The sequence below is a fragment of the Mesorhizobium sp. LNJC394B00 genome, assembly GCF_000502555.1.
GTDB lineage: Bacteria > Pseudomonadota > Alphaproteobacteria > Rhizobiales > Rhizobiaceae > Mesorhizobium.
Map to the genome: position 1 here is coordinate 2,003,450 of NZ_AYWH01000002.1, position 13,751 is coordinate 2,017,200.

The following is a 13,751-nucleotide window of genomic DNA, read 5'->3' on the forward strand; positions in this document are numbered from 1 at the left end:
ATCAACGCCCGCGTTCCCAGCGCAATCCGTTGAGCCGGGGATCATTGGCGAAGGCGGTTCTGGAAAACTCGATGCGCCTTTCCGGAAATTCGCAGATCCCCTGGACGCCGAGGGAGCCTAGCCGGATGCGCCATGTGTGCGGCTCCAGCGGCTTGGCCTTGGTAAAGCCGCGGCATGTCAGCAGCGCCACATTGACGCCCTTCGGGTCGCGCGCCGAACGGTAACGGATCGCCTCCAGCCCAGCCTCACGCGCGACATCGGCAATCGCCTGGCTGGCGGCATAGTCGGTCGGATGCGTCCAATGGGCCCGATCGCGGTCGAGCGGCGGCCGCGTCAGGTCGATGGCATTGTCGGTATGGATCGCGGCGGCGAAGGCGGTGTATTCGGCGGCGTCGCGCGGCCATGGCGTGTCGGGCGAATCGGCGAAGAACAGCAGGCGGTAGAAGGCCATTTCGGCGACCGCCGTCATGATCGTCTCCGCCGCATAGTAGACGCCCAGGGTGCGGCCGGCGCGGCGGAAGCGCGAGCCGTAGGGATAGATCGAGCCGTAGCGGAAGGGCGTCGCCAAGAGATAGTGGAGATGCCGGCATTCCATGGGGATCTGCGGCTTGGTCTCCTCGATCAGATCCTCGAGCAGCGCCTGTTCGTCCAGCGTGTCGACGATCTTCAGCGTCGAGACGCGGTGCTGCGCCTCGACCATGCGCCAGTATTTGCCGTCGAGCCGGACGGCTTCAGACGAGAGCGCGTCGGGAGTCCAGATAGGCAATGACATCGACAAGCCCGGTAATGGTGAGGATCTTTTCAAGCGGGCTGCCATCGAACGCGGTATTGGCGTTCTTCAGCCATGCCCGGGCTATCGTCTCGTCACCGCCGACAATGGCGTCGAGCGAACGGAACAGCCGCACGAACAGCACCGCGAGTTCGAACGGCTTGGTGCCGCGCTCCAGCAGGAATTCCTGCCTGCGCATGCGTGAAACCGTGGCTTCCGAGACGCCGATGATCGACGCAAGCACCCTGGCGGTTATATCCAAGAGTTCGGCGGCGCGCAGCGTGGCCTTGGTCAGAACCGCGTTTTCGGCCGCCTTCACGGTCAGATCAGGGGCGGCAGCATTGGGTTGTGTAACAGACATGGCCTCTCTCTTTCCATGGAAAATATAGTCCACGGAAATTCATATGGAAAGAGGCGGGATCCGATAAATTTGCCTGTGCCCGGGAATTAGCTGCACGCCGAAGCGTCAGTCTTTCTTGTATAGCAGCCAGTTCTTGCCGGTGCGGCCGGCCATTGTCGAGTGCCGGGTGACGCGGTTGCGCCCGCCAACCTTGGAGCGGTAGAGCGCCCGGTCCGCCTTGGTGTAAAGATCCTCCGGGCTTTCCGCTTCGGAAGCCATGCAGATGCCCATGGAAACGGTCACTGTGCCGTAATTGGCGCCGGTCTGGCTGCTGGTGAACGGCGTCTGTTCGATCAGCACGCGGATGCGTTCGGCGATCTCGTAAGTGGTATCCTCGCTGGCGCCCTCGACGATCAGCGCGAATTCCTCGCCGCCGGTGCGGGCAACGAACATGTCTTCACGGATGCTGGTCTGGAAGATGTCGGCGACGATCTGGATGATCTTGTCGCCGACCGGGTGGCCGTAGCGATCGTTGACACCCTTGAAATGGTCGATGTCGGCAAGGATCAGGGCGTTGAACAGGATCCCCTTGTTGGAGGTGTAAATCGCCGTGATTTGCTTGTCGAAGGCGCGGCGGTTCCAGATATGGGTCAGGGGGTCGGTGTCGGCGAGCCGCTTGTACTCCTCAAGCTTCGACTTGACGCTCTCCAGTTCCGCCGTCTTGTCGCTCAGCGTGGTTGCAACCTGCTTGCCGTGGTCGAGGGTCGAGTTGGTGGCCGCCGCCATGGCGCTGGCGACCTTCTGCAGCAGATCCTGCGAAAGCAGGCTGCGGTTGGCGAGGCCACTCGATGTCTCATCGAGGATCTTGCCGTATTTCTCGATATGGCTACGTTCGCTGCGCAGCAGCAAGGCGATGTCCTCGAGTTCCCTGGCCAGCACGTCGCGCGCCTGCTCGACAATGCCGGGACCGTGATGCTGGGCAAAGAAAGCGCGGCCGATGCGGTCGAGATCGTCCTGCGTCGGCTGGTTGCCGAGCGCGACGACGGCCAGGCCGAGTTCGCGGTTGGTGCCTTTCAGTGCTTCGTAGAAGATTTCGTAATTGCGCGGCAGGCCAAGCACACCGAGCTGACGCATGGTCGCCACAACGGCTGTTGCAATGTCGCTGTTTCGGTCGGTCTGGACGGCTGCCGGCTGCATGTTCTGTTCACTCTGCCTCTGGGAACCATCGCAGACCGTGCGAGATGCCGCCGACCGGAGAGTGCCAGCCGTATTTCGGATCATCCTGCGAAAGACACGTCCCCAATCGCGACATTCGCTTGGCAACGACTATAGATGCGCCGGCGCTAAAGTTTCCTTAATGTGCCGCCAGGTAACGCGTCCGTTCTACCGCAGGCTGCAGAAATGGTTTGCAAAGATCCTGAGGTCAGGTCCGAACACGCCCACCCCATGTCGCATTTGCCGGTGCCCGGCTGCGGCAAAACTGAAATCCTCTCGGCCAGCGGCGAAGCCGTGAACGATGGCTGGTGGAGGCAGGGATGAGCAACAACCACAGCGGATCTTGCCTGTGTGGAGCCGTGCGTTTCCAGACGCGAGGGCCGTTGCGCGGAGTCATTTATTGCCACTGTTCGCAGTGCCGCAAGCAGAGCGGGCATTTTTACGCCGCGACCAACGTCGCCGACGGCGACATCACGATAACCGGCGCCGACAACATCAGCTGGTACGAATCGTCTTCCTTTGCCAAGCGCGGCTTTTGCAAGATCTGCGGCTCGGTGCTGTTCTGGAAGCCGGGTCAGGATGCCTATGTCTCAGTTCTGGCCGGATCGTTCGACAACCCGACCGGGCTCGAAGGCCAATGCCACATCTTTGTCGGCGACAAGGGCGATTACTATACGATCGACGATGGACTGCCGCAGTTCGAGAAGTCGACGCCGACGATCAAGGTTGCGGAGGAGTGATTTTGCGGCGGCTGCCTTATTCCCTTGATCCAGCCATTGCGATATCCCCTGCCGGTGATTCGAAGGGGATGCGGCATGCAGCGGCTGATCGGTGCTTACTTCAATTCTGTGCGAGCCTTTCGCAAGCTCGCCGCCAGCGAAAGGGCATTTCAGCAGGAACTGATGCTGCTGGTGCTGGCGCTGCCGCTCGGCTGGTTCGTCTCGGTCTCGTGGCGCGGCTACGCGCTGTTGATCGGCGCGGTGCTGCTGCTCATCATGGTCGAAGTGCTGAACACCGGCATCGAGGCAGCCTGCGATGCCTTCAGTCGCGAGTTCAACGTCGACATCCAGCTCGCCAAGGACTGCGGCTCGCTGGCGGTGCTGATTTCGGTTGTTATCGTCGCCGGCGTCTGGGGAATCGCCCTCATCGAGCGCATCACGGGACTACCGATCTGATCTGAACGCTCCCATATGTTAGTCACCAAAGGAGACTGACGTCGTGGAAGCCAATTTTCTGCTGCTTGAAAGAGCCGGCCTGCCGGAAGACCTGCGCTGGCTGGCGGAAAAATATCCGCGCGAGACATGGCAGGGCCACGCCAACATCCACGGCATGGCAAACATGTGGCTGCAGCGGCACGACATGTTCCGAGAGCTGGGCGGCATGCTCACCAACGGCATTGGCGACTATCGCGAAGGCAGGCTGACGGCGCCGGATTTCGCGCGCTGGTTCGCGCCGCGGCTGAACCACTTTCTCGGCAATCTCGACGGCCACCACAATGTCGAGGACTACCAATATTTCCCGGCTTTCGCCAAGGCGGAGCCGCGCCTGAAGCGCGGCTTCGAAATCCTCGATGCCGACCATCACACCATTCATGAGGGGCTGGAGCGCAACGCCGAGACGGCGAACGCCTTCATCCGCACGCTCGAGGAGAGCGAGGACAGGCAGCGCTTCGCCGCCGACGCCTATGCGGACGAGAACAGCCGGCTGATCGCCATGCTGAAGCGGCATCTGGCCGACGAGGAAGATCTCATCATCCCGCTGATCCTCGATCGCGGCGACCGGGCTCTGGTCGAGGACGACGACTGAACCTTACGATGTGGTTTCGCTGTCGCGGGCGTCCTTGGCGCGCTCCTTGCCGGCGACGGTGCGGGCGATGAGCCAGGCAATGATGGCGACACCCAGACCTATGGCAAGCGCGATCAGCAGCCGTTCGTGATGGAGCAGTGCCTTGCCTATCATCTGCTCGGCGCCGAGGCCGAAGACGTAGCCGATGCCGCAGAACAAAGCCGCCCAGACCAGCGACGACACCGCGTTGAGGATAACGAAGCGCGCTACCGAAATGCTGGCGAAACCGGCCGCGATGCCGCCGACTAGGCGCAGGCCATAGATGTAGCGGTTGGACAGGACGAATATGTTGGGATGGGACGAGACGAGACGGTAGGCGTGGTTGAAGCCGGGCCTCGCCTTCAGTTTCAGCACCCTGGGATGGTCGGCAAAGCTGCGGCCGAGAATGAAGAAAAACGTGTCGCCGACGAAGGCGCCAATGGCGGCCGTGAGGAAAGCCTTCCAGAGGATGAAGACATGCTGATGGGCGAAGAAGCCGCCGAGGATGGCCGCACTTTCGCCTTCGGCGACACAGCCCATGAAAACCGCGATCAACCCATATTGCTCGATGAGGTGATGGACGATCCCGGTCATTGAGAGGTTTGCCGGCCCGACAGTTTTTCGTCTATGCGGTTCACCTGTTCGGCCAGGCGCGCGATGTCCTCGCGCACGCCGATGATCTGGCTGTGGCGCAGTTCGTCCAGCTTTTCATGCAGAGCCATGATCTCGATCTCGGCCTTGAGGTTGACCTCATAGTCATGCGCGGCGTCGATGCGGTCGCGCGCGGCCTGGCGGTTCTGCGACATCATGATCACCGGCGCCTGCAAGGCGGCGATCATCGACAGCACCAGGTTTAGGAAGATGAAGGGGTAGGGGTCGAACGAGTCTCGCCCGAGCAGCCACCAATTGGCGCCGATCCACAGCACCAGAAAAGCAATGAAGGACAGGATGAACGTCCACGAGCCGCCGATGCGGGCAATGGCATCGGCGATCCGGTCGCCGGCGCCCTGAAGGCCGGTGAGGCTGTCGTTGATATCCTGCGAGATGGGCTTGCGGTCGACAGTGCTCTGCAACACCCGCCGCTCGAGCTCGCTGAGGGTTTCAGGCGTTCGCCTCAACCAGCGGTTGGCAAGTTCTGGCACGGTCTTGTGCATGGATGTCTCCATAGGAAAAGCGTCGGCTTGGCAGCCTTGTTTGCATATAGGAAGATGGCGTTTCGTCAAAAGCGCGGCGCGAGGATGCAGGATGCCCGATTTCGCGAAGATTCGCGCCCGTGCTGCAAAACGCAAAGGCGGCGACGCGGTGCTGACGTCGCTGCTCGGGCCGGCGTCTGACAATGCTGCTGTTGCCGACATTACGGACGATCGCATCCTGTCGACGATGGCCGAGCGGGTGTTTGCCGCCGGCTTCGTCTGGCGCGTCATCGAACAGAAATGGCCGGGCTTCGAGGAAGCCTTTCTCCATTTCGAGCCGAAACGGCTGTTGTTTCAACCTGATGACTTCTGGCACGACCTGACGGCTGATCAACGCATCGTGCGCAACCCGCAGAAGATCAAATCCGTCCGCGACAACGCCGCCTTCGTTGAGCGTGTGTCGAAGGAACATGGCGGTTTCGGCAAATTCCTCGCGGAGTGGCCTGACGACGACCAGGTCGGGCTGATGGCGTATCTCGGCAAGCATGGCAGCCGGCTTGGCGGCAACACCGGCCAGTATTTCCTGCGCTGGCTGCAATGGGACGCCTTCGTCATCTCGGCCGATATGGTCGCGGCTTTGCGTGACGCCGGCCTCGACATCGCGGAAAGTCCGACGTCGAAGAGGGATCTCGACAGGATTCAGGCGCAGATCAACAAATGGGCGCAGGAAACCGGCCTGCCGCGCCGGCACATTTCGCGCATTCTGGCGATGTCGATGGGAGAGAACCATTCGCCGCAATCGCTGCGCGAATATATGGGCGACGACTGATCACCGAATTGGTCCAAACGAACGCCATTGCTCGGGCAAATTTGCCGCGCTAAACCGCACAGATGACCCAGAAGACCGCACCCGATATTCTGCGCATCGCCGTTGCCCAGCTCAACCCGACGGTCGGCGATGTCGCCGGCAATCTTGCCAAGGCGCGCGAGGCGAGGGCGGATGCCGCCCGCCAGGGCGCCGACATCGTGCTCTACACCGAGCTTTTCCTTGCCGGTTATCCGCCGGAGGATCTGGTGCTGAAGCCGGCCTTCCTCAAGGTTTGCGAGAAGGCCGCTCAGGATTTCGCCGCGGATACCTCCGATGGCGGGCCGGGCGTCATCATCGGCACGCCGCTGAAGCGCAAGAGCGGCACCCACAATTCGATCATCGTCGCCGATGGCGGCAAGATCCTCGCCGAGCGCTACAAGCTCGATTTGCCAAACTATGGCGAGTTCGACGAGAAGCGCGTCTTCCAGGCCGGGCCCGAGGCTCAGGGACCCGTCAACTTCCGTGGTGTGCGCATCGGAATTCCGATCTGCGAGGACATCTGGGGCGACGTTGGCATCTGTGAAACCCTGGCCGAGAGCGGCGCGGAAATCCTGCTAGTGCCGAACGGCTCGCCCTACTACCGCGCCAAGATGGACGTGCGCCATCAGGTCGTTATCCGCCAGGTCATCGAGACCGGTTTGCCGATGATCTATGCCAATCAGATCGGCGGCCAGGATGAGCTGATCTTCGACGGCGCCTCTTTTGCCATCGGCGCCGACAAGACGCTCGCCTTCCAGATGAGCCAGTTCGAGGAAACTGTCGACGTCACCACCTGGAAGCGCAACCGCGTCGCCGCAGGCGCGCAAAACGCAGAAGAGTTCGACGGCTGGGTCTGCTCGGAAGGGCCGATGTCGAAAATCCCCGAGCGCGAGGAGGCGGACTACCGCGCCTGCATGCTCGGCCTGCGCGACTACGTCAACAAGAACGGCTTCAAGAACGTCGTGCTGGGTCTCTCCGGCGGCATCGATTCGGCGATCTGCGCCGCATTGGCCGTCGATGCGCTCGGCGAGGAGCGGCTGCGGGCGGTGATGATGCCCTACCGCTATACCTCGGAGGATTCGCTGAAGGATGCCGAGGATTGCGCCCGTGCGCTTGGCTGCCGCTATGACATCGTGCCGATCTTCGAACCGGTCGAGGGTTTTCTGCATACGCTGGCGCAGCTTTTCGAGGGCACCAAGGAAGGCATTACCGAGGAAAATTTGCAGAGCCGCGCGCGCGGCACGATCCTGATGGCGATCTCCAACAAGTTCGGCTCGATGGTCGTCACCACGGGCAACAAGAGCGAGATGTCGGTGGGCTACGCCACGCTTTATGGCGACATGAATGGCGGCTTCAACCCGATAAAAGACCTCTACAAGATGCAGGTCTATGCGCTGTCGCGCTGGCGCAACAGCCATGTGCCGCCGGGCGCGCTCGGTCCCTCAGGCGAGGTGATCCCCAGGAATATCATCGACAAGGCGCCGTCGGCGGAATTGCGCGAGAACCAGACCGACCAGGATTCGCTGCCGCCCTATCCGGTGCTGGACGACATTCTGGAATGCCTGGTCGAGAACGAAATGGGCGTCGACGACATCGTCGCGCGCGGCCACGACCGGGCGACGGTGACGCGCGTCGAACATTTGCTCTACATTGCCGAGTACAAACGCCGGCAAGCGGCGCCGGGTGTGAAGATCACCCGTAAGAATTTTGGACGCGACCGCCGCTATCCCATCACCAACCGTTTCAGGGATCGCGGCTAAACATCTGATTAAATTGATGAACCTTGGGGGGGGCGCATGTTTATCAGCTATTTCAAGGGAACGCCTGAGTATCACATCCTGCGCTTCAAGAACGGCAAGATCAGGGAGCAGGGGCGCGGCATCTCCTTCTGGTACGGCACGTTAGGCACCACGATAGCGATGGTGCCGGTGACGTCGCTCGATAACCCCTTCATCTTCACCGAGACGACGGCGAATTTCCAGGATCTGGCAATCCAGGGGTCGGTCAGCTACCGCATCATCGATCCACTCAAGGCAGCCGAAGGTTTTGATTTCAGCGCCAAGCTCAGCCGTGCCGACGTCGTCGGCGACGGCCGGGAGAAGATCGCCGAGCGCCTGGTGCTTGCGATACAGAGCCGCGCCCGCGCGGTGGTTTCGAGCATGACGCTGGAACAGGCGCTGGCCGAGGTGACCAAGCTCGGCGGCAATCTCGCCGAACTCCTGCGCAACGATCCGATTGCGGCAACCGCCGGCCTGTCGATCGAGGAGGTCCACATCACCTCGGTCCAGCCGACGCCGGAGATCCGCAAGGCGCTCCAGACCGAATATCGCGAGGCGCTGCAGCGCCAGGCCGATGCGGCGATCTATGGGCGCCGTGCCTGGGGCGTGGAGAAGGAGCGCGAGATCAAGCAGAGCGAACTGGCGACCGAAATCGAGCTTGCCGAACGCAACAAGCTGCTGGTCGACACCGAAGCGCGCAACAAGCTGACGCTTGCCGAGGCGCAAGCCAAGGCGCAGCAGCTGGAACTGACCGTCTATTCGTCGGCGCCCGCCCACGTGCTGACGGCGATGGCCTTCAAGGCCTGGGCGGAAAAGGGCGGTTCGGTCGGCAATCTGTCGATCACGCCTGACATGCTCACCAGCGCGCTCAGCCAGCTTTCCACGCCGAAAGCCGGGTCCTGAAAGGCAAGCACGGGTGGCAAGCGACCAGAGCGGCAGGCCGATCGACCGGGTGATCGTCGTCACCCGCAAGACCGAGCTGGAGGAGCTGACGACGCGCTTCAACACGCAGGGACAGGCGCGCTTTTATCTCCGGCAGGCCGGCATGAATTTCGACCCGGTCAAGGCGGCGCATGACGTCTATCACCATGCGCTCGACCGGGTGATGGGTTCGCTTCCCCAAGGCCTCAAACAGTTGCGGCTCGACCGCGAACTGGTACCGCAGTTCGAATTCGGCTCCGACGCGGTGATCGCGCTCGGTCAGGACGGGCTGGTGTCCAACACCGCGAAGTACCTCCCGTACCAGCCGCTGATCGGCATCAACCCGAACCCGGCGCTTTTCGACGGCGTGTTGCTGCCGTGGAATGCCGACGATACCGAAAAGGTCCTCGGCCTGACGATCGCCGGCAAGGCGAAGCGCCAGGCGGTGGTGATGGCCGAAGCGCGCTCCAATGACGGACGCCGGCTGATCGCCTTCAACGATCTGTACGTCGGCGCCTCGACGCATGTCTCGGCGCGCTACGAGTTGACCTATGGCGGCAGGACCGAGCGCCAGTCGTCGAGCGGCATTATCATCTCCACGGGCGCCGGCTCCACCGGCTGGCTGCGCTCGGTTATGGCGGGCGCCGCGGGACTGGCCGCGGCCTATGGTGACAACTCCGTGCCGACCGTGCCGCCGCAAGGCTACGATCGCGAAGGCGAACAGCTGTTCTTTTCGGTGCGCGAACCGTTTCCGAGCAACACGACCGGCGTGTCGCTTGTGCATGGCGTCATCACCCGCGACCGGCCGCTGGTGGTTTCTTCGCGGCAGAGCAGGGGCGGCGTCATCTTCAGCGACGGGATGGAGCTCGATTTCGTCGAGTTCAATTCCGGCACCGACGTGACCATCGCGATCGCCGACCAGAAGGCCTATCTCGTGGTGCCATAAACGCGCCACGTGGGCAGCCAAATCACCGGCCGGACTGAATTCGGCCGCCCGCCATTCTTTGCGATGCACCATGCCCGACTGTGAAATCAGCTTCGACATGTCACGGATCGATTTCCGGGCGACCTCCGACCTGTTGATGGCCAGCTATTGGGGCGACGGTCGCAGCGATGAGTTTCATCGCCGCGCCTTTGCGAACTCGCTTTGCGCCAGCGCCTATCTGGATGGGAATCAAGTCGGTTTTGGCCGGGCCATCACCGACCGTACGGTGTTTGCCTATCTCGCCGACATCATCATCTGGCCGCAGCATCGCGGCCAAGGCATTGGCTTGCAACTGGTGCAGGCGCTCATCGACCACCCTGAACTCAGCACGGTCTCGCACTGGAGCCTGTCGACCAGTGACGCGCATGGCCTTTATGAGAAGCTGGGCTTCAAGGCATCAACCGACGGCCGCTACATGCGCCTCGATCGCAACCCGGAATGACGCATAGCGAGGGGGGTTGACCGGCTGTTGTTGCAAAATAACCTCACTGGTTGGACCAGTTACGCTTTGCCACGTGCCCGGCCTTGGCGATCCTTCATGGCGTCTCTATAAGGACCTCTCCGCAAGTGTCTTGCGGGAGGTCCGAATGGCAGTATTTCACATGGTAATGCGAGGCCGCGAAGCCTAGGTCTCACCTGGCGTCCGGCGAAGGTTTGCCCTTCGCACCGATGCCGGGTCGAGTACAGGCTTCTGCCGATGCCGGTCGCCACCCGACAAACCGGGGCGCGCCGCCACCTATGCCGAACCTCCGCAGCCGGGCGAATTGCCCAGCGCGGTTTTCAATTTTCAGACCTTACCGGGACCGGGCAGATTTGCGCCCGGATGACACCATGACTCGTTTTCGAATCGATCTGCGTGCAAGCGCCTTTCGCAGCGTTCTTGGCTTCACGCTCAGCCACTGGCGGCGCCAGCCGTGGCGGCTTTCGCTGATCATGGGCAGCTTCCTGCTGTCGACCCTGGCCGACGTCTTGACGCCGCTCTATTCCGGCCGGCTGGTCGACGCCGTCGCCAGCAGTGCGTTGGCTGACGATGTCGCGTGGAACGCGGCAATGGCGGCGTTCTTCGCGCTCATCGCTTTGGCGCTGACCGGCGTGGTGCTGCGCAACCTCGCCTTCATGGGCATTGTCGAGCTGACGCTGAAGATGATGGCCGACATCGCCGCCGACGCGTTCCATCGCGTGCAGCGCTTCTCAACCGACTGGCACGCCAACAGCTTTGCAGGATCGACGGTGCGCAAGGTCACGCGCGGCATGTGGGCTCTCGACCTGCTCAATGACACCATCCTGATTGCGTTGTTGCCGTCGGTCGCCATGCTGGTCGGCTCGACGTTGCTGCTCGGCTGGTTCTGGCCGCTGATGGGGCTGGTCGTGGCAGTCGGTTCGGTGCTGTTCATCACGGTGACGGCGCTGCTGTCGCTCGGCTATGTCGCGCCCGCGGCACGGCTCGCCAACAGCTGGGATACGCGGCTTGGCGGCTCGCTTGCCGATGCGGTGAGCTGCAATGCCGTGGTCAAGGGTTTCGGCGCCGAGACGCGCGAGGAAACGCGTCTTGCCAAGGTCGTCGCCAAATGGCGCGCGCGGACCAGCCGCACTTGGGTGCGCGGCACCATCAACGGCACGACGCAAGGCGCCATGCTGCTGGTGCTGCGGACGGCAGTAATCGGCCTGTCGCTGATGCTGTGGGCCTGGGGCCAGGCAAGTGCGGGCGATGTCGCCTTCGTGCTGACCTCGTTCCTCGTGCTGCAGGGCTACCTCAGGGACATCGGCACGCATATCCGCAATTTGCAGCGTTCGGTCAACGACATGGAGGAACTGGTCGATTTCCAGTCGCAACCGCTCGGCGTCGAGGACCGGCCCGGCGCCAAGCCGATCCGGATCACGCATGGCCACATCGCCTTCGATAACGTCACCTTCCACTATGGTAGCCATCGCTTGCCGCTCTACCGCGACTTTTCGGTGGAGATAGCGGCGGGCGAGCGGGTCGGACTGGTCGGTCATTCCGGCTCGGGCAAGACGACCTTCGTGAAGCTGATCCAGCGTCTCTATGATGTCAGCGGCGGCAGGATACTGATCGATGGCCAAGACATCTCCCAGGTTGCACAGGCGTCGCTGCGCGCGCAGATTGCCATCGTCCAGCAGGAGCCCATCCTGTTCCACCGCTCGCTGGCGGAAAACATCGCCTACGCCCGTCCGGACGCCACGCAGGCCGAGATCGAGCATGCCGCCAAGCTCGCCAGCGCGCACGACTTCATCACCAGCCTGCCGAAGGGCTACGGCACGCTGGTCGGTGAACGCGGCGTGAAGCTGTCGGGCGGCGAGCGCCAGCGGGTGGCGATCGCACGCGCCTTCCTGGCGGATGCGCGCATCCTGATCCTGGACGAGGCGACATCGAGCCTCGATTCGGAATCGGAAGTGCTGATCCAGCAGGCGATGGAGCGGCTGATGGTTGGCCGCACGACGCTGGTCATCGCGCACCGTCTGTCGACGGTGCGGGCGCTGGACAGGCTGCTCGTGTTCGACCGTGGCAAGATCGTCGAGGAAGGCTCGCATGACGAGCTGATCCGGCTGAAGGGCGGCATCTACCGCCGCCTGTTCGAGCGGCAGGCGCTGGAACTGACCAAGGGCCTGGTGATCTGAGCTGAACGCAGAGCCCTATCCGAGGGATAGGGCTCTGCCTGGTTCATCCAGGCATTCGCTCGAATGGCTGAAGCGCTGGGTCGATCGTGTCCCAGACGTGGCCGCGCACGGTGTAGGTGACCGCCTGCGGGTCGAACTGGCCGGGATCGTCGAGGCTCGTGGCCTGGATCGCCGTCACCTCCGGCATGGCGACGAACGTTACGTAGACCGGCGTGCCGCAGGTCGGGCAAAAGGCCTGGGCTTTTTCATTGCCGCTGTCGGCGATCATCCGCCATGTGCTCGGCTCGCCGGTGATCTTTACGTCAGCGCGCCGGCCGAAGGTCACATAGGAACAATGGCCAGTACCGCTGCGCTTCTGGCAATCGAGGCATTGGCAGTGGTTCTGAAAGATCGGCTCGCCGCTGGCCTCATAGCGGATCGCGCCGCAGGCGCAGCCGCCGGTATAGTGCCTGGTCATTGTCGTTCTCCCGCTGTCAGATTGCTTCAGGCCGATTTCGGCTTGGCGAACAGGTCGATGCCTGTGCCGGTTTCGAGGAAGGATTTCATGCTGGACAGCACGGCCGGCCAGCCCTGGCTGATGCCCTTGGCCATGCCGCTGCCGGCTTCGAGCTCGTCATGGCTGACGGTCAGCTTGACCATGGTGTCGTATTCCTCGATGGCGAACGTCACCCGGCTGTGCTTGGTGGGATCGTCGGCCTGCGAGGCGTTGGCCCAGCTCATGACCAGGCGGGTCGGCGGCGAGATCTCGACGACCTTGCCAACGAGTTCGACGGTCCGTTCGTCATTGGCGCGGATGTGTTCCCATTTCGAGCCGGGCTTCCAGTCGGAGACGTTTTCGTGGCCCCAGTAGCGCTTGGCGATATCGGGCCTGGTGATGGCTTCGAACACCTTTTGTGGCGTCGATCTGATGTAGGTCACGTAGACAAAACTGGTGGTTTCCCGGGTCATTGGTCGTCTCCTTCGAGTTCTTGTTTCAGGTCGTGCAGCAGGCTCAGCCGCTGCCGTTCGAATTTTCGCACCCACCGCTCGTAGACTTCGTGCAGCGGCACGGGGTTGATGAAATGCAGCTTCTCGCGGCCACGCTTGACCGTGCTGATCAGATTGGCCGCTTCCAGCAGATCGATGTGCTGCGTGGCGGATTGCCTCGCCATGTCGAGATTTTCGCAAAGCTCGCCGAGCGTCTGGCCGTTCTTCTCACACAGAAGATCGAGCAGCATTCTGCGGGTCGGGTCGCCCAGCGCTTTGAAAACCTTGTCGGCGTCCATCGGTCTCACTCATCTTGAAGACACAATATGCAGGTAA

At 62.3% G+C, this 13,751-nt stretch carries 17 protein-coding genes; 9 read left to right on the plus strand and 8 right to left on the minus strand.

Annotated elements, in window-relative coordinates; all coding sequences use genetic code 11:
• Position 1: 1 nt before the first annotated feature.
• The 3 genes from X751_RS150330 to X751_RS150320 form a co-directional block, all read right to left on the minus strand.
• On the minus strand, positions 2 to 772 hold the full coding sequence (locus X751_RS150330; protein ID WP_023744821.1) for an RES family NAD+ phosphorylase: 771 nt from the start codon (positions 770 to 772) through the stop codon (positions 2 to 4).
• Complete coding sequence (locus X751_RS150325; RefSeq protein ID WP_023695419.1) at positions 732 to 1,130, minus strand: MbcA/ParS/Xre antitoxin family protein; 399 nt, start codon at positions 1,128 to 1,130, stop codon at positions 732 to 734. Before X751_RS150325 ends, X751_RS150330 begins: the two co-directional genes overlap by 41 nt.
• A gap of 105 nt (positions 1,131 to 1,235) precedes the next feature.
• Entirely contained in the window at positions 1,236 to 2,306 is a 1,071-nt protein-coding gene (locus tag X751_RS150320; RefSeq protein ID WP_023695418.1) for a GGDEF domain-containing protein, read from the minus strand.
• Positions 2,307 to 2,644: 338 nt separating this feature from the next.
• Here X751_RS150320 and X751_RS150315 point away from each other — a divergent pair, with 338 nt between their 5' ends.
• The 3 genes from X751_RS150315 (at position 2,645) to X751_RS150305 (ending at position 4,130) form a co-directional block, all read left to right on the plus strand.
• Positions 2,645 to 3,064 (plus strand): GFA family protein, encoded by a 420-nt coding sequence (locus X751_RS150315; protein ID WP_023667555.1) that lies wholly within the window; start codon positions 2,645 to 2,647, stop codon positions 3,062 to 3,064.
• 75 nt (positions 3,065 to 3,139) lie between these two features.
• On the plus strand, positions 3,140 to 3,499 hold the full coding sequence (locus tag X751_RS150310) for a diacylglycerol kinase (protein WP_023667554.1): 360 nt from the start codon (positions 3,140 to 3,142) through the stop codon (positions 3,497 to 3,499).
• 43 nt (positions 3,500 to 3,542) lie between these two features.
• On the plus strand, positions 3,543 to 4,130 hold the full coding sequence (locus tag X751_RS150305; RefSeq protein WP_023667553.1) for a hemerythrin domain-containing protein: 588 nt from the start codon (positions 3,543 to 3,545) through the stop codon (positions 4,128 to 4,130).
• Positions 4,131 to 4,133: 3 nt separating this feature from the next.
• Here the strand turns inward: X751_RS150305 and X751_RS150300 are convergent, their stop codons facing one another.
• Both X751_RS150300 and X751_RS150295 read right to left on the minus strand, forming a co-directional pair.
• Positions 4,134 to 4,742, minus strand: coding sequence for a DedA family protein (locus X751_RS150300; RefSeq protein WP_023667552.1), 609 nt, complete (start codon positions 4,740 to 4,742; stop codon positions 4,134 to 4,136).
• Positions 4,739 to 5,302: a DUF1003 domain-containing protein gene (locus tag X751_RS150295; protein ID WP_023667551.1), complete on the minus strand. Its 564-nt coding sequence runs from the start codon at positions 5,300 to 5,302 to the stop codon at positions 4,739 to 4,741. The genes X751_RS150300 and X751_RS150295 overlap by 4 nt, the downstream gene beginning before the upstream one ends.
• 91 nt (positions 5,303 to 5,393) lie before the next feature.
• Here X751_RS150295 and X751_RS150290 point away from each other — a divergent pair, with 91 nt between their 5' ends.
• The 6 genes from X751_RS150290 to X751_RS150265 all read left to right on the plus strand — a co-directional run bounded on the left by X751_RS150290 (position 5,394) and on the right by X751_RS150265 (position 12,449).
• The gene (locus X751_RS150290; RefSeq protein ID WP_023744822.1) at positions 5,394 to 6,110 is read left to right on the plus strand and encodes a DNA-3-methyladenine glycosylase I; all 717 of its coding nucleotides are present in this window, start codon (positions 5,394 to 5,396) and stop codon (positions 6,108 to 6,110) included.
• A gap of 62 nt (positions 6,111 to 6,172) precedes the next feature.
• Entirely contained in the window at positions 6,173 to 7,888 is a 1,716-nt protein-coding gene (locus X751_RS150285) for an NAD+ synthase (RefSeq protein WP_023681548.1), read from the plus strand.
• A 36-nt stretch (positions 7,889 to 7,924) separates the two neighbouring features.
• Positions 7,925 to 8,809, plus strand: a complete 885-nt coding sequence (locus tag X751_RS150280) for an SPFH domain-containing protein (protein ID WP_023744823.1) — start codon at positions 7,925 to 7,927, stop codon at positions 8,807 to 8,809.
• A 13-nt stretch (positions 8,810 to 8,822) separates the two neighbouring features.
• Entirely contained in the window at positions 8,823 to 9,773 is a 951-nt protein-coding gene (locus X751_RS150275) for a hypothetical protein (RefSeq protein WP_050592364.1), read from the plus strand.
• Positions 9,774 to 9,843: 70 nt separating this feature from the next.
• Complete coding sequence (locus tag X751_RS150270) at positions 9,844 to 10,254, plus strand: GNAT family N-acetyltransferase (RefSeq protein WP_023744825.1); 411 nt, start codon at positions 9,844 to 9,846, stop codon at positions 10,252 to 10,254.
• Positions 10,255 to 10,643: 389 nt separating this feature from the next.
• Positions 10,644 to 12,449 (plus strand): ABC transporter ATP-binding protein, encoded by a 1,806-nt coding sequence (locus X751_RS150265; RefSeq protein WP_023744826.1) that lies wholly within the window; start codon positions 10,644 to 10,646, stop codon positions 12,447 to 12,449.
• 43 nt (positions 12,450 to 12,492) lie between these two features.
• Here the strand turns inward: X751_RS150265 and X751_RS150260 are convergent, their stop codons facing one another.
• Genes X751_RS150260 through X751_RS150250 form a run of 3 tightly spaced genes read right to left on the minus strand, consistent with a single transcriptional unit; the run spans position 12,493 to position 13,714 of the window.
• Positions 12,493 to 12,906: a GFA family protein gene (locus tag X751_RS150260; protein ID WP_023681543.1), complete on the minus strand. Its 414-nt coding sequence runs from the start codon at positions 12,904 to 12,906 to the stop codon at positions 12,493 to 12,495.
• A 26-nt stretch (positions 12,907 to 12,932) separates the two neighbouring features.
• Positions 12,933 to 13,397 carry an SRPBCC family protein gene (locus tag X751_RS150255; protein ID WP_023681542.1) on the minus strand — a complete coding sequence of 155 codons (465 nt, stop codon included), beginning with the start codon at positions 13,395 to 13,397 and terminating at the stop codon, positions 12,933 to 12,935.
• Positions 13,394 to 13,714 (minus strand): helix-turn-helix domain-containing protein, encoded by a 321-nt coding sequence (locus tag X751_RS150250; RefSeq protein WP_023681541.1) that lies wholly within the window; start codon positions 13,712 to 13,714, stop codon positions 13,394 to 13,396. The genes X751_RS150255 and X751_RS150250 overlap by 4 nt, the downstream gene beginning before the upstream one ends.
• Positions 13,715 to 13,751: the final 37 nt, after the last annotated feature.

What these genes read in the sequence shown, in the direction of transcription:
- X751_RS150330 (WP_023744821.1), bottom strand. Translation starts at nt 772, where the DNA reads ATGTCATTGCCTATCTGGACTCCCGACGCGCTCTCGTCTGAAGCCGTC.
- X751_RS150325 (WP_023695419.1), bottom strand. Translation starts at nt 1,130, where the DNA reads ATGTCTGTTACACAACCCAATGCTGCCGCCCCTGATCTGACCGTGAAG.
- X751_RS150320 (WP_023695418.1), bottom strand. Translation starts at nt 2,306, where the DNA reads ATGCAGCCGGCAGCCGTCCAGACCGACCGAAACAGCGACATTGCAACA.
- X751_RS150315 (WP_023667555.1), top strand. Translation starts at nt 2,645, where the DNA reads ATGAGCAACAACCACAGCGGATCTTGCCTGTGTGGAGCCGTGCGTTTC.
- X751_RS150310 (WP_023667554.1), top strand. Translation starts at nt 3,140, where the DNA reads ATGCAGCGGCTGATCGGTGCTTACTTCAATTCTGTGCGAGCCTTTCGC.
- X751_RS150300 (WP_023667552.1), bottom strand. Translation starts at nt 4,742, where the DNA reads ATGACCGGGATCGTCCATCACCTCATCGAGCAATATGGGTTGATCGCG.
- X751_RS150295 (WP_023667551.1), bottom strand. Translation starts at nt 5,302, where the DNA reads ATGCACAAGACCGTGCCAGAACTTGCCAACCGCTGGTTGAGGCGAACG.
- X751_RS150290 (WP_023744822.1), top strand. Translation starts at nt 5,394, where the DNA reads ATGCCCGATTTCGCGAAGATTCGCGCCCGTGCTGCAAAACGCAAAGGC.
- X751_RS150285 (WP_023681548.1), top strand. Translation starts at nt 6,173, where the DNA reads ATGACCCAGAAGACCGCACCCGATATTCTGCGCATCGCCGTTGCCCAG.
- X751_RS150280 (WP_023744823.1), top strand. Translation starts at nt 7,925, where the DNA reads ATGTTTATCAGCTATTTCAAGGGAACGCCTGAGTATCACATCCTGCGC.
- X751_RS150270 (WP_023744825.1), top strand. Translation starts at nt 9,844, where the DNA reads ATGCCCGACTGTGAAATCAGCTTCGACATGTCACGGATCGATTTCCGG.
- X751_RS150265 (WP_023744826.1), top strand. Translation starts at nt 10,644, where the DNA reads ATGACTCGTTTTCGAATCGATCTGCGTGCAAGCGCCTTTCGCAGCGTT.
- X751_RS150260 (WP_023681543.1), bottom strand. Translation starts at nt 12,906, where the DNA reads ATGACCAGGCACTATACCGGCGGCTGCGCCTGCGGCGCGATCCGCTAT.
- X751_RS150255 (WP_023681542.1), bottom strand. Translation starts at nt 13,397, where the DNA reads ATGACCCGGGAAACCACCAGTTTTGTCTACGTGACCTACATCAGATCG.
- X751_RS150250 (WP_023681541.1), bottom strand. Translation starts at nt 13,714, where the DNA reads ATGGACGCCGACAAGGTTTTCAAAGCGCTGGGCGACCCGACCCGCAGA.